Origin of the sequence: Agrobacterium genomosp. 2 str. CFBP 5494 (genome assembly GCF_900013495.1) — a bacterium.
Taxonomy (GTDB): Bacteria; Pseudomonadota; Alphaproteobacteria; order Rhizobiales; family Rhizobiaceae; genus Agrobacterium; species Agrobacterium pusense.
In genome coordinates this window covers 1-22,949 of the sequence record NZ_LT009722.1, presented here as the reverse complement: position 1 = coordinate 22,949, position 22,949 = coordinate 1, and the positions used below count along the sequence as shown (strand labels likewise).

20 protein-coding genes and 1 pseudogene are annotated in these 22,949 nt (G+C 60.1%); 17 read left to right on the top strand and 4 right to left on the bottom strand.

The features are described from left to right. Positions 1-35: 35 nt before the first annotated feature. Both AGR2A_RS30290 and AGR2A_RS28055 read left to right on the top strand, forming a co-directional pair. A complete protein-coding gene (locus tag AGR2A_RS30290; protein WP_286079610.1) occupies positions 36-803 on the top strand; it encodes a transglycosylase domain-containing protein in 768 nt (255 codons plus the stop codon). Positions 804-852: 49 nt separating this feature from the next. Next, positions 853-1,656 carry a class I SAM-dependent methyltransferase gene (locus AGR2A_RS28055; protein ID WP_052821163.1) on the top strand — a complete coding sequence of 268 codons (804 nt, stop codon included), beginning with the start codon at positions 853-855 and terminating at the stop codon, positions 1,654-1,656. A 117-nt stretch (positions 1,657-1,773) separates the two neighbouring features. On the opposite strand, the gene AGR2A_RS28050 is transcribed toward AGR2A_RS28055, so the two are convergent. Next, on the bottom strand, positions 1,774-2,487 hold the full coding sequence (locus tag AGR2A_RS28050; protein WP_052821164.1) for a GntR family transcriptional regulator: 714 nt from the start codon (positions 2,485-2,487) through the stop codon (positions 1,774-1,776). Positions 2,488-2,744: 257 nt separating this feature from the next. Between AGR2A_RS28050 and AGR2A_RS28045 the strand changes: the two genes are divergently transcribed. The 11 genes and pseudogenes from AGR2A_RS28045 to AGR2A_RS27995 form a co-directional block, all read left to right on the top strand. Continuing rightward, positions 2,745-3,455, top strand: a complete 711-nt coding sequence (locus AGR2A_RS28045; protein WP_003501816.1) for a GntR family transcriptional regulator — start codon at positions 2,745-2,747, stop codon at positions 3,453-3,455. Further along, complete coding sequence (locus tag AGR2A_RS28040) at positions 3,452-4,363, top strand: dihydrodipicolinate synthase family protein (RefSeq protein WP_052821165.1); 912 nt, start codon at positions 3,452-3,454, stop codon at positions 4,361-4,363. The genes AGR2A_RS28045 and AGR2A_RS28040 overlap by 4 nt, the downstream gene beginning before the upstream one ends. Next, a complete protein-coding gene (locus tag AGR2A_RS28035) occupies positions 4,356-5,873 on the top strand; it encodes an aldehyde dehydrogenase (protein WP_003501818.1) in 1,518 nt (505 codons plus the stop codon). The genes AGR2A_RS28040 and AGR2A_RS28035 overlap by 8 nt, the downstream gene beginning before the upstream one ends. Continuing rightward, positions 5,870-7,216 carry an NAD(P)/FAD-dependent oxidoreductase gene (locus tag AGR2A_RS28030; RefSeq protein WP_052821166.1) on the top strand — a complete coding sequence of 449 codons (1,347 nt, stop codon included), beginning with the start codon at positions 5,870-5,872 and terminating at the stop codon, positions 7,214-7,216. Before AGR2A_RS28035 ends, AGR2A_RS28030 begins: the two co-directional genes overlap by 4 nt. Before the next feature lie 77 nt (positions 7,217-7,293). Further along, on the top strand, positions 7,294-8,145 hold the full coding sequence (locus tag AGR2A_RS28025; RefSeq protein ID WP_052821167.1) for a glycine betaine ABC transporter substrate-binding protein: 852 nt from the start codon (positions 7,294-7,296) through the stop codon (positions 8,143-8,145). Between the two features lie 90 nt (positions 8,146-8,235). Continuing rightward, the gene (locus tag AGR2A_RS28020; protein WP_035243753.1) at positions 8,236-9,327 is read left to right on the top strand and encodes a quaternary amine ABC transporter ATP-binding protein; all 1,092 of its coding nucleotides are present in this window, start codon (positions 8,236-8,238) and stop codon (positions 9,325-9,327) included. A gap of 13 nt (positions 9,328-9,340) precedes the next feature. Further along, positions 9,341-10,186 carry an ABC transporter permease gene (locus AGR2A_RS28015; protein WP_035243850.1) on the top strand — a complete coding sequence of 282 codons (846 nt, stop codon included), beginning with the start codon at positions 9,341-9,343 and terminating at the stop codon, positions 10,184-10,186. After that, positions 10,186-11,040, top strand: a complete 855-nt coding sequence (locus tag AGR2A_RS28010; RefSeq protein ID WP_052821168.1) for an ABC transporter permease — start codon at positions 10,186-10,188, stop codon at positions 11,038-11,040. The genes AGR2A_RS28015 and AGR2A_RS28010 overlap by 1 nt, the downstream gene beginning before the upstream one ends. 21 nt (positions 11,041-11,061) lie before the next feature. Continuing rightward, positions 11,062-12,060: a 4-hydroxyproline epimerase gene (locus tag AGR2A_RS28005; protein ID WP_052821169.1), complete on the top strand. Its 999-nt coding sequence runs from the start codon at positions 11,062-11,064 to the stop codon at positions 12,058-12,060. Between the two features lie 23 nt (positions 12,061-12,083). Then, positions 12,084-13,085 (top strand): GlxA family transcriptional regulator, encoded by a 1,002-nt coding sequence (locus tag AGR2A_RS28000; RefSeq protein ID WP_052821180.1) that lies wholly within the window; start codon positions 12,084-12,086, stop codon positions 13,083-13,085. Between the two features lie 25 nt (positions 13,086-13,110). Then, positions 13,111-13,449, top strand: a pseudogene (locus tag AGR2A_RS27995) (biotin/lipoyl-containing protein); the annotation flags it as partial. A 46-nt stretch (positions 13,450-13,495) separates the two neighbouring features. Here the strand turns inward: AGR2A_RS27995 and AGR2A_RS27990 are convergent. Genes AGR2A_RS27990 through AGR2A_RS27980 form a run of 3 tightly spaced genes read right to left on the bottom strand, consistent with a single transcriptional unit; the run spans position 13,496 to position 18,934 of the window. Continuing rightward, positions 13,496-16,753, bottom strand: a complete 3,258-nt coding sequence (locus tag AGR2A_RS27990; RefSeq protein ID WP_052821171.1) for an error-prone DNA polymerase — start codon at positions 16,751-16,753, stop codon at positions 13,496-13,498. Then, positions 16,750-18,261 (bottom strand): Y-family DNA polymerase, encoded by a 1,512-nt coding sequence (locus AGR2A_RS27985; RefSeq protein WP_052821172.1) that lies wholly within the window; start codon positions 18,259-18,261, stop codon positions 16,750-16,752. The genes AGR2A_RS27990 and AGR2A_RS27985 overlap by 4 nt, the downstream gene beginning before the upstream one ends. After that, entirely contained in the window at positions 18,182-18,934 is a 753-nt protein-coding gene (locus AGR2A_RS27980; protein WP_080823862.1) for an ImuA family protein, read from the bottom strand. Before AGR2A_RS27980 ends, AGR2A_RS27985 begins: the two co-directional genes overlap by 80 nt. A gap of 280 nt (positions 18,935-19,214) precedes the next feature. On the opposite strand from AGR2A_RS27980, the gene ligD reads away from it, so the two are divergent. The 4 genes from ligD to AGR2A_RS27960 all read left to right on the top strand — a co-directional run bounded on the left by ligD (position 19,215) and on the right by AGR2A_RS27960 (position 22,691). Then, on the top strand, positions 19,215-20,267 hold the full coding sequence (ligD, locus tag AGR2A_RS27975; protein WP_052821173.1) for a non-homologous end-joining DNA ligase: 1,053 nt from the start codon (positions 19,215-19,217) through the stop codon (positions 20,265-20,267). Between the two features lie 59 nt (positions 20,268-20,326). Further along, positions 20,327-21,100: an SOS response-associated peptidase family protein gene (locus AGR2A_RS27970; protein ID WP_052821174.1), complete on the top strand. Its 774-nt coding sequence runs from the start codon at positions 20,327-20,329 to the stop codon at positions 21,098-21,100. Between the two features lie 412 nt (positions 21,101-21,512). Then, entirely contained in the window at positions 21,513-21,791 is a 279-nt protein-coding gene (locus AGR2A_RS27965; RefSeq protein ID WP_052821175.1) for an HU family DNA-binding protein, read from the top strand. A 561-nt stretch (positions 21,792-22,352) separates the two neighbouring features. After that, positions 22,353-22,691: a YcxB family protein gene (locus AGR2A_RS27960; protein ID WP_234823820.1), complete on the top strand. Its 339-nt coding sequence runs from the start codon at positions 22,353-22,355 to the stop codon at positions 22,689-22,691. The last annotated feature ends 258 nt before the right edge of the window (positions 22,692-22,949 follow it).

The following is a 22,949-nucleotide window of genomic DNA, read 5'->3' as shown; positions in this document are numbered from 1 at the left end:
AACTAAGCTATTGTAATCACAGTGAAAAGCTACTGTTGTGCAAAACCCGGTACGAACATAATTACGGACAAATTATTCTTGAAAACAACTTATGCGACAACACGAGTTTTAGCGCGAGGGCCACCCATTATGTTATCTGGCGGCGGATGATGCGGATACTTAAATACGGCAGTCTTGTCTTTGCCCTCTTGCTTATTGGTCTAGTCGGCTATGGAGCGAAGGGATACTTTGATGCACTATCGGATGCCACGACGTTGCGGGCTCGTGCTGACGAAGTGATCGCTCAGGGCCGCGGCGGCGGTTCCTTAGGCGCAGCTTATCGAGCTATTTTGATCGCGGTTGAAGACCCGAATTATTCAACCCATTCTGGGGTAGATTTCTCTACTCCAGGCGCTGGTTTGACAACAATCACTCAATCGGCAGCCAAGCGGCTCGCCTTTGAGCAGTTTCATCCTGGCCCCGGCAAGATAAGGCAGACGGGCTACGCACTTGGGATGGAGCGCCGTCTTTCCAAGGAGCAGATTCTTGCCCTCTGGCTGGAAACGCTGGAAATGGGCAAGGGACCTGATGGCTGGATAGTAGGCTTCCATTCGGCAAGCTCAGCGATCTATGGGCGGTCTCCAGCCGAATTGACCGAAGCGGAGTTTATCCGGCTCGCGGCCGTGCTGATAGCGCCGGCTTCATATGATCTCGCTCGAAGCGACGCCAAGCTCGAGGAACGCGCCGGCCGAATCCAGCGTCTGGCAGCCGGGGCGTGTACGCCTGCGGGCTTTTCGGATGTTTGGCTCGAAGGGTGCCGATAGCGTATCCCATGCGACAGGATTTTGAGAGAAAGAAAGATGGAGGAAGCGCGTGGCCTCGATAACGTCAGGCAATGCAGAGCAATATGGCGATAGCCGCAAGCTTGCGGCTCGCGCCCGGTTGAACAGCGAGTACACGATCGCCGAAACCGGCTGGTTTCCTTGGATAGCAGGGCAGCTTCCTCTCAAGCCCGGCGACAGCATCCTTGATATCGGGTGTGGTCCTGGTTGGTTTTGGGAGGCAGCCGCAAGCGGCCTGCCGCAAAACCTGCACCTTACGCTTTCCGATCTTTCTTCGGGCATGGTTCAGGAAGCCGTTGAGCATTGCCGGCCCCTGCAATTTGCATCGGTCACAGGGCAGCAAGCCGACGCGGCCGCGTTGCCCTTTGAAGACGGGTCCTTTGACACCGTCATCGCCATGCACATGCTCTATCATCTGCCTGACCCGTCGAAGGCGGTTGCGGAGATGCATCGGGTTCTGAGGCCGGGCGGTTGTCTGGCGGTGACGACGAACGGCGCCGGCAACATGCGCGAGATGTATGGGCTGACAACGGTGTTCGGCAGTCCGCCAGTCGATCCGGCCGGCGCTGCGTTCGGATATGACGCGGCCGAACGGATCATGCAGGCTCAGTTCGGCAATGTGACCATGAAGCAGCATCCAGCCTGTCTGCGCGTGACCGATCCGGAAGACGTATTCCTGGCCCTGACGTCCTACCCTCCCGGCGATGCTGCCGACGACGCGCAGCTTGTCGCATTCCGGGATGCGATCACCAAAGCGTTTCAGGTGGGCAACGGTGTTCTTGAGGTTGGAAAGGAAAGCGGCTTATTCGTAAGTCATAAGCGAAATGCAGAGTGACTAACTCTCGTGCCGGTCGATGCCCAGCGCTCCGCGATCGCCGATTTTGCTACCGGATGGCTGACGCGGGCCCTGCAGAAAACGTCCTAACCGGCTCCACGCCCAAGCGGCCGAGCGTCAGACCTGTTGGGCATCCTTGTGCGAGGAGCCGAGCTCGACAGGAAGATCGGCCTTCATGTCGCTCGGCACGACATAAAGCTCCATGTTTTCGCGCGACAGTTCCCAGTGCTTGAAAACAAGGTCGACGACGGCGGGCTCGTCATGGGCCTTGATCGCGTCGATGAAGCCGTCATGGTGCTCGACAGCCAGTTGAAGGCGCTGCCGCATGTCGTCGTTGCGCGGATGAAAAAACGTGTGGCCGATGCGGGCGTGATCGATGAGGAGCCGCCCCAGGCTGGGCTGCAGATAAACATTGCCTGACATCTCACCCATGATCTCGTGAAACCGGTTGTTCTCGAGGACCATTTCAAGCGTATCCAGCTTCTCGCTGGCGATCCGAAATCTTTCCTGCGTATCGCTCAGTTCCGACAACTGCTTAGGCTTGAAATTCTGGACTGCCAAGCGCCCGATCGCCGCATAGATCATTGGCGCGACAAGAAAAAAATGTCGCAGCGTCGAATGGTTCAACGGGATGACGCGCGCGCTTCTGTTCTCCCGCATGTCAATGTAACCTTCGCCTGCCAGGCGACGCAGGGTGTCCCGTACAGGCGTACGCGAGAGACCATATTTCTCGCTGAGGCTGACCTCATCCACATCCTCGTCGGGGTCGAGTTCCATCGTCAGGATCTGACGCTTGAGATCGTCGTAGAGTTCGCTCTTGCCGCTCTTCATTCAAGTCATTCCCCAAGGCCGAAGTATTCCACGCGTGATTGGCTTAATGCCGACCATAGCCGTTGGCAATCGCGATATTCAATCGCGGCGAGCGTGATAACCCTCCTACCTCTCATTGTTTGCCAATTGTATATCGTAGGTGTACTCGTTGTGTACTTTCATAATACAATTTTGTTGACTCACTAGAATACTCATGCAAGCTTGTCCTCAAAAGCCGACAGCGCGATGCGCGGGCCAGGTCACATCGGGGATTCGGGATGAAGGGCGGCAAGAGCGAACTCTACGACGATCTCAAGCGTCAGATCCTGACGATGGAACTCGATCCCGACGAAGACCTGGATGAAGCATCGCTGAGCGAAAAATACGGCCTGTCACGGACCCCGGTGCGGGAGGTTTTCCGTCGCCTGGAAGGTGAAGGCTACGTGGATATCCGCACCAACAGGGGTGCTCGGGTCATCCCGATGAACCACTCGACCCTGCGCCACTTCTTCCTGGTCGCGCCGATGGTCTATGCGGCGATCGGACGGCTGGCGGTTCGGAACTTTAAGGTGAAGCAGCTCTCGGAGCTGCAGACCACGCAGGAACAGTTTCGTGCCGCGAGCTTCTCGCATGATGCGCTTTCGATGACGCTCGCCAACAACCGGTTTCACGAGATCATGGGTGAGATGTCGGGCAACGAATACCTGCAGCCTAGCCTCGGACGGCTGCTGATCGATCATGCGCGCATCGGCCATACATTCTTCCGCCCCCGCAACGCGGACATGCAGGAGCGGCTGCAAAAATCGGTCGGCCACCATGACGGCTTCATCGCGGCGATCGCCGCCCGCGACGAGGACGCTGTCGTCGACCTCGTGTTCGAACACTGGGAACTGTCGCGCGAGAACATGGAAATGTTCATCGCACCCCAAGCACTCAAGGCGGACGCACTGGTCGAAACGCCGACGCAATCGATGGAGTCATCATCATGAAATTCGAAGGCATCTACACCCCGGCGATCACGCCGCTCAGCCCCGACGGGCAGATTGACCGCGAGGGGTTTGCGGCTGTGTTGGAGTCGCTGATCGAGGCCAAGGTGCATGGCATCATCGTCGGCGGCTCGACCGGCGAATATTATGCTCAGAGCGCCCAGGAACGCTTCGAACTCGCTGCTTACGCCAGGGATGTGATCGGCACGCGTCTCGCTCTCGTCATCGGCACCGGTGCGACACGGACCGAAGATTCCGTCGAATATGCCAAGGCTGCGAAGGAAATCGGTGCTGACGCAATCCTCGTCTCGTCGCCGCCCTATGCGCTGCCGACGGAAAAGGAGAACGCGGTCCATGCGCTGACGATCGACCGCGCCGCCAACCTGCCGATCATGCTCTACAATTATCCGGCCCGCATGGGGATCACCATGCGCGAGGACTATTTCTCCCGCGTGGGCCGGTCCAAGAACGTCGTGGCGATCAAGGAGAGCTCCGGCGAAATGGCCAACGTCCATCTCCTGGCGCGCAAGTTCCCCCATATCGGCTTGTCCTGTGGGTGGGACGACCAGGCGCTGGAATTTTTTGCCTGGGGTGCCAGAAGCTGGGTCTGCGCCGGTTCCAACTTCCTGCCGCGCGAACATGTCGCCCTCTATGAGGCCTGTGTTCTCGAAAGGAACTTCGACAAGGGCCGGGCCATCATGACGGCGATGCTGCCGCTGATGGACTTTCTCGAATGCGGCAAGTTCGTCCAGTCGATTAAGCATGGATGCGAGATCATCGGCCTGAAGACAGGTTCGGTGCGCGCGCCGCTGCGCCCGCTCAATTCCGAAGAAAAAAGAACCCTTGAAACCGTTGTCGCGACTTTGAAGCGCACGGTTGCCCAGATCACGTCGGGAGCCAACAATGCATGAACCCTTGAGCGCGGCCGAATACAAGGCGATCGCCACCAATCTTCACCTGCCGACCAACGCCTTCATCGATGGCGCATTCCGTCCGGCAAAGTCCGGCAAGACGTTCACGACGACGAACCCTGCAACCGGCGAAACGCTGACCGAGATCGCGGCCTGCGACGCTGGTGATGTCGACGACGCGGTTGCAAACGCGAAAAGGGCGTTCGATGACGGTCGCTGGCGTTTGCTGCCTCCCGGCGACCGGAAGGTCGCTCTCCTCAAACTCGCAAAGCTCTTGGAGGAAAACCGCCACGAGCTGGCCGTCATGGAAAGCATCGACAGCGGCAAGCCGGTGCGCGAATGCCAGACGGTCGATGTGCCGGACACGATCCACACGATCCGCTTCCATGCCGAGCTTATCGACAAGCTCTACGACAACACCAACCCGGTCGGGCCGAATGCCCTTGCCATGGTGGTGCGCGAGCCGATCGGCGTGGTCGGCTGCGTGCTGCCCTGGAACTTCCCGCTGCTGATGCTCGCCTGGAAGATCGGCCCGGCACTCGCCTCGGGTTGCTCTGTCATCGTCAAGCCGGCGCAGGAAACCACGCTCACCACTCTTCGCGTCGCGGAACTGGCTCTCGAGGCCGGTATCCCCGCGGGCGTCTTTAATGTCGTCACCGGCAGCGGCAAGGATGTCGGCGAGCCGATCGGGCTGCACATGGATGTCGACATGGTCGCGTTCACCGGCTCGACACCAACCGGACGTCGCTTCCTGCGTTATGCCGCCGATTCCAACCTCAAAAAGGTCGTCCTGGAATGCGGTGGCAAGAACCCGGCCGTCGTCCTTGATGATGCCGAAGACCTCGACCTCGTGGCCGAGCAGGTCGTCAACGGCGCGTTCTGGAACATGGGCGAGAATTGTTCGGCCACGTCGCGGCTGATCGTCGACAGCAAGATCAAGGACGCGCTGCTCGAACGGATCGGCGCCTATCTGCGCGAATGGAAGACCGGCGACCCGCTGGATCCGGAAAACCGCATCGGCGCTCTGGTCAGCAAGGCGCATTTCGACAAGGTCAAATCCTTCCTCGACGACGTGAAGACGGAGAAGCTGACGCTCACCTATGGCGGCACGACGCTGAGTGGCGTCTTCATCGAACCCACCGTCGTCGGTGGCGTCACACCGGCAAGCCGCCTTTTCCAGGAAGAAATCTTCGGACCGATCCTGTCGGTGACCACTTTTGAAACGCTGGCGGAAGCGGTGAAGCTCGCCAACGACACTAATTATGGCCTCACCGCCTCGGTCTATACCGGCAGCCTGCGCAAGGCGATCAAGCTGTCGCGGGAAATCCGGGCCGGCCTGGTGACTGTCAACTGCTTTGGCGAGGGCGACGCTTCGACACCGTTCGGCGGCTACAAGGAATCGGGTTTCGGCGGTCGCGACAAGTCGATCTTCGCCCACGACAATTACTGCGAACTGAAGACGATCTGGATCGATATCTCCGAGCGCTCCGTGGACGAGACAATCCGATGATCACGAAGTCCGTCAAGCGCTTGCCTTTTGAAAATGGCGTGTCGGGCTGGGAGGCGATCAGCAAGCGACCGCTCCCGGTCCGGAGCCTCGAAGGCAACGTGACCGCGGACTGGCTGGTGATCGGCGCGGGCTTTGCGGGACTGTCCGCGGCCCGCCGGCTGAAAGAGCGTCGTCCGCAGGACAAGGTCGTCATTCTGGAGGCGAGTGAACTGGGGAAAGGCACGTCGGGACGAAACTCGGGCTTCATGATCGATGTCCCGCACAACCTCACCTCCAGCGAATATTCAAGCGGCAGTGCTGATGCCACGCAGATGGAGATGGCGCAGAACCGCTCCGCGATCGCCTTTGCGACGCAAGCCGCCTGTGAATACGGGATGTCCCGCGAGACGTTCGATCCCGCCGGCAAGATCAATGCCGCCGCGACCGCGCGCGGCATGAAACTGAACATGACATTCGGGCAGTCGTTGAAGGGTGCGGGCGAGAAGTATGTGTTTCTCGACGCTCGCGTGATGCGCGACATCACCGGGTCGGACTATTATCTGGGCGGGCTCTACACGCCCGGCGCGGTTCTCATCCAGCCGGCCGACTATATCCGAAGCTTCGCCGCCGGCCTGTCGGAGAACGTCGATGTATACGAGCGCAGCCCCGTAACATCGTTGAAGCGCGAGGGCGGAACCTGGACCGCCACTTCATTGCGCGGAACGGTCACGGCGCCCAGGGTCATCCTCGCGGTCAACGGCCATATCCAGGATTTCGGTCACTTCGGCGGCAGGCTGATGCACATCTTCGCCTACGCTTCGATGACGGCCCCGTTTGATGCTGCTGGCCGAGGCGAGGAAAGATCAGGCCGCGACAAGTGGGCGCTTCTTCCCGCCGACGCGATGGGCGCGACGGTGCGCAAGATCACGACCGGCGGACAGTCGCGAATCGTGATCCGGACAAAATACACCTACGAGACAACGGTGGATGTCAGTGAACGGCGCATGACGAAGATGGCGGGCGAGCATCGCCGCTCCTTCGACGCCCGGTTTCCACGCCTTGCCGGTTTGCCGTTCGAATACAGCTGGGCCGGCCGGCTCTGCCTCAGCCGCAACCACGTCCCGGCTTTTGGTGAGATCGAAGAGGGCCTCTATTCGGCCTGCTGCGAAAATGGCCTTGGCACGGTCAAGAGTACGCTCGCCGGCATGATGGCGGCTGACCTCGCGACCGGCTCGGCCTCCCGACAGCTTGATGAATACATGGATCATGCCCAGCCCTTGCGGCTGCCGCCGGAGCCGTTCGCATGGCTCGGCATCAATTCCGTGATCCGGTTGCAGGAATTGCGTGCAGGCCGCGAGGGATGATCCCCCGCCGCGCAATGTGGAGACTGAGCCAAGTGCTGGGCTTCAACGATAATGGGAACGAAAACTAGGAGCGAAAAATGAAGACTCTATGGAAAGCAATCTGCGCAGCGGCGATGGTCGGGATAACCGTGATGTCGGCGCATGCCGAAGAAAAGACCATCACCATCGGCACGATGTCGTGGGAAGACCTCACACCGATCACAGGCATTACGAAGAAGGTGCTCGAAGATTCCGGCTACACCGTGAAGGTCGTGCCGTTCTCCGAATGGGGCATTGCCTACGCCGCTCTCAGCAAGGGCGACGTCCAGATCCTCGCCTCGCAGACGGACTATGTCGCGCAGGATTACTGGGACAAGAACAAGAAGCGTCTCGAAAAGATTTCCCCGGTCTCGCACGGCCTGTTCCAGGGCGTCGCGGTTCCGAAATACGTCACCATCGATTCCATGGACCAGCTGAACGACAACGCCGACAAGTTCGGCGGCAAGATCGTCGGTATCGAGCCGGGATCGGGCCTGATGCGCGACACCAGCAGCTCCGTGAAGGCATACGATCTCAAGCTGCAGCTCGTCGAAGGCAGCACCGCCGCGATGACCGCCGCGCTGAAGTCCGCCACAGATCGCAAGGAATGGATTGCCGTGACGATCTGGGAGCCGTCCTGGATGATGCAGAAATACGACGTCAAGTTCCTGGCAGATCCGAAGGGTGTCTTCCCGCCGCCGCAGAGCTACTACTGGATCGGTCAGAAGGGTTTCTCGGCCGAAAATCCTCACGCCCGTGAGGTCATCGCCAGCGTGTACGTCCCGCTTGCCGATATCACCGCAATCAACAGCGCGGTCAACGACGGCAAGACGATGGACGAGGCGATCAGGGACTGGACCGACAGTCACGCCGATCTTCTGAAGCGCTGGGAAAACATCAAGCCCGAATAACGCAAATGCCGGGCCTTTCGCACTCGCGGTGGCCCGGCTCCAATTCCACGAATGAGAATGCCGGCATCAAACCGGCTCGCGGGGAACGCTATGACCACGTCAATGAATAATGCCAGCGATATCCTGATCGACTGCCAGTCGGTCTGGAAGATATTCGGAGCCAGGGCCAAGGCGGCCGTCGAGGCGGTGAAGACAAAAGGCTTGTCCAAGAAACAGATTCTGACGGACTATGATTGCGTCGTCGGCGTCTCGGATGCCAGTCTTCAGGTCCGCCGTGGCGAGATCTTCTGTATCATGGGACTGTCGGGCAGCGGCAAGTCCACGCTGATCCGGCTGCTCAACAGGCTGATCGAACCCAGCCTTGGGAAGATCCTCGTCAAGGGCAAGGACATCTCCGCCCTGAATGCCGCCGAACTCCGCGACATTCGAGCCCGCAACATCGGCATGGTCTTCCAGAGCGTCGCCCTGCTTCCGCACCGTACCGTTTTGGAGAATGCCGCCTTCGGCCTTGAGGTCCGCGGCGTCGGCAAGGAAGAACGATACAAGACCGCCCGCGCTGCACTGGACAAGGTCGGCCTTTCCGACTGGACGGCGCGCTATCCATCCGAATTGTCGGGCGGCATGCAGCAGCGCGTCGGCCTTGCCCGTGCCTTAGCCGCCGATCCCGAGATCATCCTGATGGATGAACCGTTCAGCGCGCTCGACCCTCTGATCCGACGCCAGCTTCAGGACGAATTCCGCCAACTGACCAAGTCGCTTGGAAAATCGGCGGTGTTCATCACCCACGACCTTGAGGAAGCCATCCGCATCGGCGACCGCATCGCCATCATGAAGGACGGGGTCATCGTCCAGGTCGGCAATGCCGAGGAGATCGTGACCAAGCCTGCGGACGACTACGTCGCCGAATTCGTTGCCGGCATTTCCCGGATCCATCTCGTCAAGGCGCACTCCGTCATGATGCCGGTTGCCGAATACACGCGCAGCCACCCGAATGTCGACACCGGCTCGCTGCTGCGCACCACGCCCGAAGCTGATATCGGCGCCCTGATCGAGTTGACCATGCAATCGAGCCGCGACGCCGTCGCTGTCGTCGAGGGTGGCAAGGTGGTTGGCATCGTCACGACGCGCGGCCTGCTCTGTGGCGTCGCCGGCCGTCCCGCCACCGTGCCCGTAGCGGCATAGATCGGTGATGGTCATGGACACGTCCGTTATCACTGACAGCTTCGACGAGAAGATTGACGACGCGCTGAACTGGATCAGCGACAATGCCTCGTGGCTGTTCGACAGCATCCGGGCCGTTCTGGAGGGCACTTATGACGGCGTCCTCTGGCTCGTGCAGCTTCCACCCTTCTATGTGATTGCCCTCGTCGCGGCGGCACTGGGATGGCGGTTGATCAACGTGCCGGCCGGGCTTCTGGCAGGCGTCGCCCTGCTCGGATGCGCGGTGATGGGGCTGTGGGCCGAGACCATGAGCACACTGGCCCTGGTGATCACGGCCACGTTCATGGCGCTGGTCATCGGTATTCCGCTCGGCGTCGTGGCCGGCTTCGTCAAATCCTTCGACAGGTTCGTCGAACCGATCCTCGATCTCATCCAGACCCTTCCGCCCTACATCTACCTCCTGCCTGCGATCGCGTTGATGGGATACGGACCGGCCACGGCTCTCCTCGCCACCGTCATCGTTGCCATGCCTCCGGTGATCCGCCTGACATCGCTCGGCATCCGCAGGACCCCGCGCGAGTTCCTCGAACTCGGTCAGGCGAGCGGCCTGACGCCGTGGCAGATGTTTTCCAAGATCAGGCTGCCCTTCGCGATCCCGAGCGTCATGGCGGGGATCAACCAGAGCCTGATGATGGCGTTCGGCATGGTCGTTATTGCCGGCATCGTCGGTTCCGGCGGCTTGGGCGAAACAATCTACAGCGCGGTCAGAACACTCGACATCGCCACATCGATCAACGCCGCCATCGCCATCGTCATCCTCACAATGGTGATCGACCGACTGACCCAGAGTGCTGCGCGCCGCGCCAATGGAGGCAAGTGATGGACCTTGACCTTGTTCGCTTCTCCCCCGGCGCGTACCTCGCCCCGGTTGTCGATTGGCTGAACGCCAATTTCCATCCCTTCTTTGATATGGTGACGAAGGTGATCGAAGCCGTGCTGGGCGGCCTTGAAGCGACCCTGCTTTACCTGCCCTTTTACGCGGTCATCCTCATTGCCGTGGCCTTTGCTGCCGTCGTTGTGAATGTTCGCGTCGCGGTGACCAGTGCGATCGCGCTGACCTTCTGCTTTCTTGCGGGCCTGTGGGAAGCATCAATGCAGACGCTGGCGCTGGTAACGGTGTCCGTCTGCATCTCGGTGCTGATCGCCTTTCCGCTCGGCATCCTGGCCTCCCGCTATCGCATGTTCGCGGCGGCCATCCGTCCCGTGCTCGACATCATGCAGACGGTCCCGCCGTGGGTCTATCTCATCCCCGCCGTGATGATCTTCACCCTCGGGAGGGTGCCTGCCATCATCGCCACGATCGTTTACGGCGTGCCGCCGATGCTGCGATTGACGACGCTCGCCTTCAGCCAGGTTCCGAAGGACCTGCTGGAACTCGGACAGGCTATGGGCGCCTCGCCCCGCGCCGTCCTGTTCAAGATCGAAATCCCCGCAGCGACGCCAACACTTCTCGTGGGGCTCAATCAGTGCATTCTCCTATCACTCGCCATCGTCGTTCTCGCAGGTCTTGTCGGTGCTGGCGGGCTAGGAGCCGAGGTCACACGCGGACTGACACGAATGGAAATGGGATTGGGCTTGCGAGCCGGACTTGCCATCGTGGCGGTCGCGATCTTCCTCGACAGGTTGTCACGCGGCGCGCTGCAGGGCCGTCGGTTTCCTGTGGTTGGCAACTGAGAGGACTATAAAGGATCCATCATGCGGCGCAGTTTCTTCTGTATCGATAGCCATACATGCGGCAATCCCGTTCGTCTCGTCGCCGGCGGCGGACCGCTTCTCCCGCATCTTCCGATCGCCGAGCGCCGGGACCTGTTCGTCCGAGACCATGACTGGGTCCGGCAGGCTCTCATGTTCGAGCCGCGCGGCCATGACATCATGTCGGGCGCGATCATCTACCCAGCCTACCGCGAGGATTGCGACTTTGCGGTGATTTTCATCGAGGTTAGCGGATGTCTGCCGATGTGTGGCGCCGGCACGATCGGGCTGGTCACGGCCGCCATCGAAGAAGGACTTGTTACGCCACGAGTGCCCGGACAGCTCTCGATAGAGACGCCTGCGGGAAAAGTTGACATCCAGTACGACAAGCAGGACGAGTTCGTGGAATCGGTCCGTATGTTCAACGTCGCGAGTTACCTCCATGAAGCGGATCTGGAGGTTCATGTGCCGGGTCTTGGCAGGCTTGTCGTCGATATCTCCTATGGTGGAAACTATTACGCAGTGGTCGAGCCGCAGGAGAATTGGAAAGGGCTCGATGGCATGTCGGCAAGCGACGTCGTCGACCTCAGCGGCCAGCTTCGCGACGCCCTCGCACCGATCTGCGATCCGGTCCATCCCGAAGACGAGAGAATTAGCGGCGTCCATCACGCGCTGTGGTGCGACAGTCCGACGAACGACGGCGCTGATGGGCGCGGGGCGGTGTTTTACGGAGACAAAGCCATCGACCGCTCCCCAGGCGGAACCGGCACGTCGGCGCGAATGGCCCAGCTTCACGGCAAGGGCCGCTTGAATGTCGGTGAATCCTTCCGCCAGGAAAGCCTGATCGGCACGGTCTTCGAAGGACGTATCGAGGAAGAGACTGACGTCGGTCCCTTCCATGGGATCAAGCCGAGCGTCGAGGGCTGGGCACGCATCATCGGTCACAATACGATCTTCGTAGACGATCGGGATCCTTTGGCGCACGGTTTCCAGATCAAATGAAGGCAGCACGCGGTGGAGCTGACATGAAATCGTTGGAGCCAGGTGCGCCTGGCGAGCGGCTGAAGATCGGCTTTGTGCTCGCAAAATCATTCACGCTCTCCGCGTTCGCCCTTTTTGTCGATACGCTGCGGCTGGCGAGTGACGAATTTGACAGGTCGGGCCGTGTGCTTGCCGATTGGGAGGTCCTCGGCAGCACGCGGCATCTGATAACGTCAAGTTGCGGCGTTAAGGTCGCACCAACATCGGACTTCGTCGACCCCAGCCGGTTCCAGTATATCGTCGTGGTCGGCGGCCTGCTCAACAACGGCTCCCCCGTCGATCAGGAAACGATCGACTTCCTGAAGAAGGCATCGACAAGGAACGTCAAGCTGATCGGTGTCTGCACCGGCTCCTTCATCCTTGCTGAAATCGGCTTGATGAAGGAACACCGGACATGCGTCAGTTGGTTGCATTACAATGCGTTTCGCGAGCGCTTCCCCGACCATCAAGTCCGGTCTGATCGGATCTTCAACCTCGACCGGACAAGGGGGTCCTGCGCCGGCGGCAGCAGCGCAGCCGACATGGCGGCCTTGATCGTCCGGCGTCACATCAGCAAGGAAGCCGAGCGCAATGCGCTCGAGGTTCTCCACATTGAAAAGGCCCGAACCTCCCTTGCCATCCAGACCCGCAGGCCGCTCTCCATCGAGTGCGAGGATCCAAGGGTCAGGGCGGTGCTGATCATGATGGAACAGCATATCGAGGGGCGGCTGCCGATCGAGGAACTCGCCGCATCGGTCGGGCTCTCGAGGCGACAACTCGAGCGCCTGTTCATGGGCGAAACCAAAAGCTCCCCTGCCCTCGTCTACCGGCGAGTACGGATGGAGCGCGCCAAGCAACTGTTGACCAAGACAAAGGCGTCCATGCTCGAGGTCGCTCTCGAGGTCGGCTTCGAGAGCGCGTCCCATTTTTCGCGCGCCTTCTCTCAGACATTCGGAAAAAGCCCCACGAAACTACGCGCCACAGATTCGACCCCATCAAGCGTGTGATAACGCGTGGTGGTGTTTGCCTGTGGGGGGCAGAGACGGCAATCAGGATATCGAACGCGGCAAGACGCTCGTCATCGTCAACCAGGCGACGAGTGCGACGGACAGCCAGGGCATGGTGACGACCTTCTTCGAGCTCAACGGCCAGCCGCGCCGTATCAAGGGTGCGCCGATGCCGGGTGTCATCAGCCGCGTCTTCGTCTCGCCCGGCCAGGCCGTGAATGCCGGCGACGTGCTCGTCTCGATCGAGGCGATGAAGATGGAAACGGCGCTGCGTGCTGAAAAGGACAGCCCGATTTCCGAGGTGCTGGTACGGGCCGGCGGCCAGATCGGCGCCAAGGAACTGCTCTTGGTGTACGGCGCTTGAACGTCAAATGTCGACTGACGGGCGTTGGGCTTCGTTGAACTCCTGCCTAGTGAAAATTCCGACTTTTCACCTTCAGCGTATCGATATGAAGATCCGGCGTGAACATGTCCCGCGGGACAACCGGCTTCGGCCGTTCCCGTGAATCCGGCCCACCGCCCCCATGGGCAAACTCATCGCCTCGTCCCGTTGGCAGCTTGAACTCGACATCCCGATGGGCCAGGCCAACAAGGTCCCCCGACAGATCGAACAGCTGCTGTGCGACGAGGTGCACGACCTCCCCTTCTCGCTGGATTCGCCCATTGATTGCCATCATCGAGGACCCCAGCACCACTCGCCGGCGCTTCTCAAACAGCGTTGGCCAGACCACGATGTTGGCGGGGCCCGTTTCGTCCTCGATGGTGATGAACATGACGCCCTTCGCCGATCCTGGCTTTTGCCGGACCAGCACCAGGCCCGCCGTGTAAACCCACCGGCCGTCCCGCGCATTCATCGCCTCCGCGCAGGTTATGATGTTTCGTGCCGAAAGGTCATTGCGCAGAAAGGCGACAGGGTGCTGTCTCAGCGTCAATCCGGTATGGCTGTAGTCCTCGATGACGTTATGCCCGTCCGTCATTTGTCGCAGGGCAACCTCCGGCTCCTGCTGCTCTGCAATTGCCACCATCTCGCGTTCGGCCGCGGCGGCAAACAGCGGTAAGGGCTCGTCGCGCAACGCCTTGATCGCCCAGAGCGCATCGCGCCGTTGGAGCTTGAGGGAGGGCAGAAAGGCATCGGCCTCTGCCAACTGGACAAGCGCTTCCGTCGGCACGCTGGAACGGCGCCACATGTCATCGACCGACACGAACGGGCTGTTCATACGCGCCGTTACGATCCGCGCCGCATCTGCGACGGCCAGTCCCTTCACCTGCCGAAACCCCAGCCGCACAGCGTGTCGATCGGTATGACCGATCTTTTCCAGCGTGCAGTCCCATCGGGAGCGGTTGACGCACACAGGTCGCACCTCAACGCCGTGTTTGATCGCGTCACCGACGATCTGGGCGGGCGCATAAAAGCCCATCGGCTGACTGTTGAGCAGTGCTGCGCAAAACACGTCCGGATAGTGGCACTTGATGTAGTTCGAGGCATAGGCAATCAGCGCAAAAGATGCTGCATGGCTTTCCGGAAAGCCGTAGGAGCCAAAACCTTCGAGCTGGGAAAAGGTCTTTTCGGCAAACTCGGGTGAGTAGCCGTTTTTCACCATGCCGGATACGAGTTTCTCCTTGAAGCGAGAAACGCCGCCGGTGAACTTGAAGGTCGCCATCGACTTGCGCAACTGGTCGGCCTCCCCACCGGTAAAACCGGCGCAGACCATGGCGACACGCATGGCGCTCTCCTGAAACAACGGCACACCCAGGGTCTTGCCAAGCACGGCCTCAAGCTCGGGTGTGGGATATTCAACCGGCTCCTTGCCTTCACGGCGGCGAAGGTAGGGATGCACCATGTCACCCTGGATAGGACCGGGCCGGACGATCGCCACTTGCACGACGAGATCATAGAAGGTGCGGGGTTTCAGGCGCGGCAGCATCGCCATCTGGGCACGGCTCTCGATCTGGAAGGTGCCGAGCGTGTCAGCCTTGCGGATCATGGCGTAGGTCGCGGCATCTTCCTGCTCGATCTTCGACAGATCGAGATCATCGCCCTTGTGTTCGCGAATAAGATCGAAGGCCTTTGCCATGCAGGTGAGCATGCCGAGCGCAAGGACGTCCACCTTCATGAATTTCAGCGCCTCGACGTCATCCTTGTCCCACTCGATGATCTGCCGGTCTTTCATCGTCGCCGGCTCGATCGGCACGAGATCGTCCAGCCGGTCATGGGTAAGGACAAAGCCGCCGGGATGCTGGCCAAGATGGCGCGGCGCTCCCATCAGTTGCTGCGCCAGTTTCAGGGTTAGCGCCAGACGGCGGTCGTCGGGGTTGAGATTGAGTTCCCGGATGTTTCGGTCGGGCACTTCCTCCGACCATGACCACATGCCTGATGACAGCGCCTTGATCACATCTTCAGGCAGGCCGAGCGCCTTGCCGACATCGCGGATCGCACCCTTGGCCCGGTAGCGGGTGACGGTGGCGCAGAGTGCTGCCTTGTCTTTCGTGTAGGTCTTGTAGATCCACTGAATGACCTCCTCGCGCCGTTCATGCTCGAAGTCGACATCGATGTCTGGCGGTTCGTCGCGCTCCTTGCTAACGAAACGCTCGAAGAGGAGGTCGTTGGTCGATGGATCGATCGAGGTAATGCCGAGAATATAGCAGACGGCGCTGTTGGCCGCCGATCCCCTGCCCTGGCAGAGAATGCCCTGGCTCCGGGCAAAGCGCACGATCGAAAACACCGTCAGGAAGTAAGGCGCGTATTTCATGGTGCGAATGAGATCGAGCTCGTGCCGTACGGTTTTGAGGACGTCCGGCGGCAGGCCTTCGGGGTAGCGATCGGGAGCGCATTCCCAGACATAATGCTCGAGTGAGGCTTGGGCATCCTTACCCGGCACAATTGCTTCCTCCGGGTATTGGTAGGTGAGCTCCTCGAGGCTAAACGTGCAGCGCCTGACGATCTCCATGCTTCGTGCCACGGCCTCCGGATAACGTGGAAACAGACGCTGCATCTCCTCCGGCGGCTTCAGATACCGGTCGGCATGCCTCTCGCGCTCGAAGCCGACGTCATCGATCGTGGTGTTGTGCCTGATGCAGGTGACGATGTCCTGCAACTGCCGCCGGCCCGGTTCATGAAACAGCACGTCATTGGTGACGACGGTTTTGACCCTGAACCGTGCCGCCATGTTGGAAATCTCGTGTAGCCGCATCTGGTCGTTCTGTCGGCGGCGCAGGCAGAGCGACACGTAGGCGCGGTCACCAAACAGCTGCGCCATCTTACGAAACTGTGCGGCGCAGGTGGCGTCCGGCAGATCCGGCACCAGAATGCCGATCATCCCTCCCGAATAGGCGATGACATCGTCCCAGTGGAGGATGCAGTTGTCCTTGCCGCCGCGCGACTTGCCGAGCGTGATCAGCCGCGTCAGGCGCGAATAGGCGGCGCGATTCGTCGGATAGACCAGCACCGACATGCCGTCCTGCAGATCGATACGACAGCCGACGACAAGCCGCATACCTGTCGCGCGGGATGCTTCAAGGGCGCGGACGATGCCTGCGAGCGAATTGCGATCGACGACGCCTATCGCCTCGAGCCCCAGGATTTTGGCAGTCTCGAACAACTCCTGTGCGGACGAAGCACCGCGCAGAAAAGAGAAGTGCGTCGTGACCTGTAGCTCGGCGTAACTCATGCGAAGATCCCATGGCAGAACCAGCGGTGGGACCCGGTATCCGGATCAACACCGTCGCCGGAGCGGAACACCCATAGGCGCTCGCCCGCCTCGTCCTCGATGACGAAGTAGTCGCGCACGGCGTCCATTTCGGCGTCGCGCTGCCACCACTCCCCGAAAATGCGTTCCGGGCCATCGGCACGTTTCACCTTCCGGCGTTTGCCACGCCAGACGATGGAGACCGGCGGCCGGTCCGGCATCAGCGCGATCGCCTCGATCAGCTCAGGACGCGGCAAAAGCCGGACTGGCCGGCGCCAATGGCTGACCCAGGCAACGGCGATTGGCTCAGCGACGGGGCTGATCCGCTGGACCGAGCGTTCCGGCACATCGGAAGCGACCGGTGCGACGCGATAAACCCTCTGCCCCCGGTTTCCGTAGATATCGATGAGCGGCGTGACATCCGTGACCTCATCCTCGACCAGAGCAGAGGCTTTCTGCGCCTCCTCCAGAGGCTCGGCGATGACGGCGACCAGGATCAGCTTTTCAATCCCGAAGCCCGGCTCGATCTTTTCCGTCCGGTCCCGAAACAGTTTTGTCAGCCAGGCGACATCGCGGGCGGGCCTGGCGGTTCCGGCGCGGATTGCCTGTCTTGTGCCATCGAGCTTCTCGACGATCAGGTCGGCACGGCGCACGCCAAGCCCGCGCTTCTGGAGTTCATCGACGAGCTGGACGACGAGACGCCCGACATATTTGTCGATGGTTTCGGCGGCACCGATCGGTTCGGCAAAGGCTTTGCAGACTTCAACCAGCTCAGGGGTACGGATTGGCTCGATCGGCTCGGCGACACGACAGAGCATCTGGTCGAGACGGCGGCCAACCTCCGGGCCGAAGCGCAATGTCAGCGGCGCACGCGGGGTACTGGTAAGCTCACCGATCGTCTGGAAGCCGAGAATGCGAAGATCGTTGACGATCTTGGCATGCAGGCGCAGGAGCGAGATCGGCAGCTTCTCGACGGCACGGACGGTCTCGCCGGGTGGAACGACGATTGTCTCGCGATTGATGGCGCGAGCGCAGGCATGGGCCGCACCCCAGCTGTCGGCGACCGCCACACGGGCAGTCAGACTCTTTGCCAGGAACCGGTTGGCGATGCCAGTCACCATCGGCAGCTCTCCGCCCTGGAGATGGTCGGCGCCCTCTGTATCCATGACGATGCCGTCGATCCCGTCGACGGCGACGATGGGCGAATAGATTGTGAGCGCCCATAGCGTGATGCGTTCGAGTGCGGCTCGGTTGGCTTCGGGATCTGCGTCAACGAGCATAAGACCCCTGAATAGCGACTGCGCCTTTGCGGCCGCCATGCCGACGTGCACGCCCGCCTTTCTGGCAGATGCATCAGCAGCCGATACCCATCGCTTTGATCCGCTTCTGGCGATCACGGCGATTGGCTGTTCAGGCGGAATAGACGGATCGGCTCGACGAATGCGATCCGTCGGCAGATCCGGAAGATAGATCGAGACGACCCTTGTCATCGCACGCCCTCACGAGAAACTCAGCACACTCACCCGCTTTCACGCGCATCAATTCCAGCAACCATTGAGCCCTGCCCACCCCCGGCACTGGCAGCTTTTCCGAGGGCATCACGCTCACCCGCCATCTGGTGGTCGAGGCTGTAGGTTGCCCAAAATCATTCGCCTCGGTCTGTCGCCGCCATCGCCTCACCGCAAGCGCCATGGTCCCGGTTCGCTCGGCCGCCAGCTGCAGGCGGCGGGAACTGACCATCGGCAGGCGGACAAGCTCGCCGACAACGGCGCCCAGACCGCCGAAGGACAGGCCCTCCTCCATGTTTGCCAGAACATCCTCTTCCCGATCGGATTCGACGAAGATGACGCGGTCGGGATGGAGGCCAACCTGGGCAAGAGCCGGAAAGAACAGATCCGGCCGCGTCAGGCACCAGATGACGGGGCCTTTGGTGCGCGCGGCAATGCCGGCGACACAAAGGGCTGCAGCCGCACCATCGACGGTGCCCGAGCCGCCGCCTGCAAACTCATGCAGCGCTCCATAGGCGAGACCACCACCAGGCAGGGCCGCATCGATTTCGGGAACGCCAAAGGACAGCGTTCCTGCCCGCTTCGCGGATCCGCCCTCGATCGACGCGATGCGGTCGCGTAAATCGCAGATCACCCTTTGGCGGGCAGCAGTCATTCTTCACGGCTCCCTTCAAGGTCGTGTTCAAAGGATCGACATCATGTCGTACGGGCTATTTGTTCATTGTTTGTTCTTATCTCGCAAAAGAGTCAAGCACCACGAGGTTGAGGAATATTATCCCAGTATTAGCAAAGTCGAAGATTCGATGAGAATTCAAGGGGATATAAGGAAACAAGAATTTTTGCGGAACTTCTGTCTCGTCGGGCTCGATAGTGAATAGCGGGGATAGATGTGCGACGTCACACTATTCTTAAGGTTTTTGTGCTGGACTGTCGGCATGACGAAGCCACCGAGATCAAAGCCGCTCCTTGGTGATACCGAAGCCCCGCTGCGGTCAAAGCCGCGTCGGAAGCGTAATCCCGCACAGCCACAGCTCCTGTTCGATCCGATGCCTGATCGCGTCGAACCGGCGCTCGCCCAACTGAAGGCGCATCCTCCAAAAGGCGAGCAATGGAGCTGGGAACTGAAATGGGATGGCTATCGCCTGGCTGTTCACATCGAGCCGAAAGGGGTCCGCATCCTCACGCGTGGTGGCCATGACTGGACGCATCGTTTTCCGGCGATCGCAGAGGCTGCCCGAGCACTTGGGCCGGCGACGATGATCATCGATGGCGAGGCCGTGGTGCTCGATGAAGAAGGGCGACCGGATTTCGGGCTGCTGCAGAAGTCGTTGGGTGCATCTGGCAAAACGGCTGGCAATCGCGCCTCTGACGCCGTCCTCCACGCCTTCGATCTCATGTACCTCGACGGGCACGATCTGCGCAATGTCGAATACCGATCGCGCCGGCATCTTCTCGAGGACACGCTCAACGGCAAGGATGGCGCCATCCGCCTATCGGAAACACTCGACGCCGAACCCGATATTCTGCTGCAACATGTCTGCAGCCTTGGCCTCGAAGGCATTGTCGGCAAGCACCTCGATCAACCCTACCGTTCCGGTCGGACCGGCGACTGGGTCAAGATCAAGTGCGTCCAGAGCGAAGCCTTCATGGTTGTTGGTTATGAGCTGTCGGCGGCGTCGCCTGCAGGCTTCAGTTCGCTGGTGCTTGCTGCCTATCGCGGTGACGAGCTCGTTCATGTCGGGAATGTCGGCACAGGCTTCAGGCAAGCCGAGATGATCAGACTGCGTAGGACGCTCGACAAGCTTCGCTGGAAACTGAAGCAGCCGCCGGTGCCCTATTCCGGAAAAGCAAACATTGTCTGGGTCGAGCCGACGCTGATCGCCGAGATCGAGTTTCGGGCCTGGACGGCGGATGGCAAACTAAGACACGCTTCTTATAAGGGCTTGCGGGAACGGCAGGACAACGCCGACGTTTACAAACTCGACTAGCGAGCAGGCGGTACACACCGGGACAAACTGCATCCGGTTCAAGCGGAGGGCTTTCCAGCATGTGCAACCTTTATCGGATGGAAGACAAGGACTGGGTCTCGAAATGGGCCCAGGATGCCGAAAGCCTGATCAACCTGATGCCAGCCTATCAGATGAACCCCGACCAGATGGGGCCGATCGTCCGCAACACGGCGGAAGGCAAGAAGCAGCTTGTGCATGCGCGATGGGGATTGCCCTCCCCTCGCTTCGCCTTGGAAAAAGCGGCCAAAGCAAAGGCCGAAAAGCTCGCGGCCAAGGGCAAGCCCTTTAATCTCGAGGAACTGATTCACACGGAGGCGGACCGCGGCACGACGAACGTGCGCAAGCTCAATTTCCCACACTGGACACGATGGTTCGGTGTCGAACATCGATGCCTCGTCCCGGTCACAAGCTTCGCCGAACCGGATCCCGCGAGCAAAGAGGAAGGTGGCAATGTGCCGAATGCCTGGTTCGCGCGCGACGAGGCGGAATCGCTGATGTTCTTCGCCGGTATCCACGTGCCGCAATGGAAAAGCGTCCGGAAGGTCAAGGATGGCCTGACCACCGACGACCTCTATGGTTTTCTGACCACGGATCCTAACGATCTTGTCAAGCCGATCCATGAGAAGGCTATGCCGGTCCTCCTGCTGGCAAAGGAAGAGACCGACATCTGGATGCGGGCGCCATGGGAAGAGGCCAAGGGACTGGCCCGTCCGTTACCGAATAATGCGCTGATCATCTCGTCCCGCGAACCGTACGGATCCTCCATCGTGTCCAAATCCGGAGAGCCGGTGGAACAGGGCAGTCTGCTTTGACGCCTGAAAACACAGCTTGAAACAATCGAAAAACGAAAAAGCCTGCCGCGGGAGGAGGTGCGGCAGGCTTTCCGAAATGATGAACAACGGCTGGGAGGAGGAGTGCCGCTGTTCCATCAGGCGCCCCTTGGGAGGAGGAGTGGGTCGCCCGATAAGAAGCTTTGCGGGAGGAGGTGCATCGCTTCGACGATCTGAAAATAGCAGAAGCTGCCTCGATCGCCAGCGTTCAGATCGCAGCGCAGCCATGCGTACATTGCAATGCACCATGAAGCGCGTGCTTATTCTTTTGCCACCGTCGGGATTTCCTGTGGTTTTCGCGCTCTCTTCGTAGATTCCTGCCATTCTACCCCTTTCTTCGCCACATCTTCATTGTCAAAGCTGAGGGCCCAAAACAATAAGAGGATGTCCGCATATGACCACGACCAACGAAATCGCCGATAAGATCGCAGCCGAACAGAACCTGACCAAGGCGCGGGCCAAGACGATTGTTGAAAGCGTCTTCAAACAGATCACCGACGCGGCGCTTGCTGGCGCGGAAACGTCGATCCCCTCGTTTGGAAAGTTCAAGCTGAAGGACACTCCGGAGCGCGAGGGACGCAATCCGGCAACCGGCGCGACGATCAAGATCGCGGCGTCGAAGAAGCTGACCTTTACGCCCGGCAAGGCGGTCAAGGAGGCGCTGAACGGCTGAAACGGACATACTGCCGAGAGGCGGCTGCATAATGGAAGCCTCCTACAAAGGAGGCTTCGTGCTCGGCCCCGATGGCTGCAAGTCCGGCCTGCACCATCTCCAGGTCCGCTGCGATCTAGCGGCGCTCGGCCCGATCGGAGGCACTCCGGTCAGGATCTCTGACCGTTCTCCACAATGATTCTTCCATCTGCGCCGGTCCGCAACTGCGACGCAGCCGTGGCTGCTTAGATTTCGTCCACGGTCATCTCGGCTTCCAATCCCGTTCCCGCCGCTCACAGGATTGATCAAGGCAGTGCAAATCAAACATAGTACGATAGCAAAACGTGTCGCAGGTTTTGGAGAGCCTCGCGACAGGGATAGTTTCTGACCAGGTAAGCAATGACAAAGATGAACCGATGCGTCACCTTCACTTTGACCGCCGACGACTATGTTGCTGCCAACAAGCTGTTCATACTGAAATATTCAACCTCAGGCTGGCCGCTCGTTTGTTGACTGATCTTCGTTGCTTTGCTGCTTGCCTCGCTCTTCACGTTGGCGCTGCGATTCCCCGATGGGCCTTTCATGTCGCTCTTCTACATCTGCGTGGTGGTTGTGATCGCAATACCGCTCTACCAATATTTTTTCGGCGCTGCCGTGTTTGCCCGCAAGGCCTACGCAGCCCAGAAAACCCTTCAGCACCCGATCACGGTTACATGGTCTGAGGAAGGCTTTAGGAGCACGGCACAGCAGGGCGACTGGAACGTTCCTTGGAACGACTATCTCAAATGGACCGAAGACAGCAAGGTGATCCTCCTCTATCAGGGGCCGCGCGTGTTCAACATGCTGCCTAAGCGCGTCCTGACGCCAGCACAGGTCGACGACTTCCGGCAGTTGGCGGCCGCCAACATCAAGTGCGCGTGAGAAGCCCCACTGGGATCGCCCACGAATCCTCAATCGACCAATGAGTGATCGCGCCCGCTTAGTTTGTTGTCGATCAGGTTCCGCTCGGGCTATTATCATGCCAGTCAGAACAGAGAGAACAGCATCATTCCAGCGAAGGCTATAAGCAGTACGATGTAAAACGGACGAAAGAGATAGAATCGCTGCCAATTCGTTAGGCCGAGAGCATTGAGATAAACACGCTCATCAAGCTTCAGATTGTCCATGCCGCTATCGACG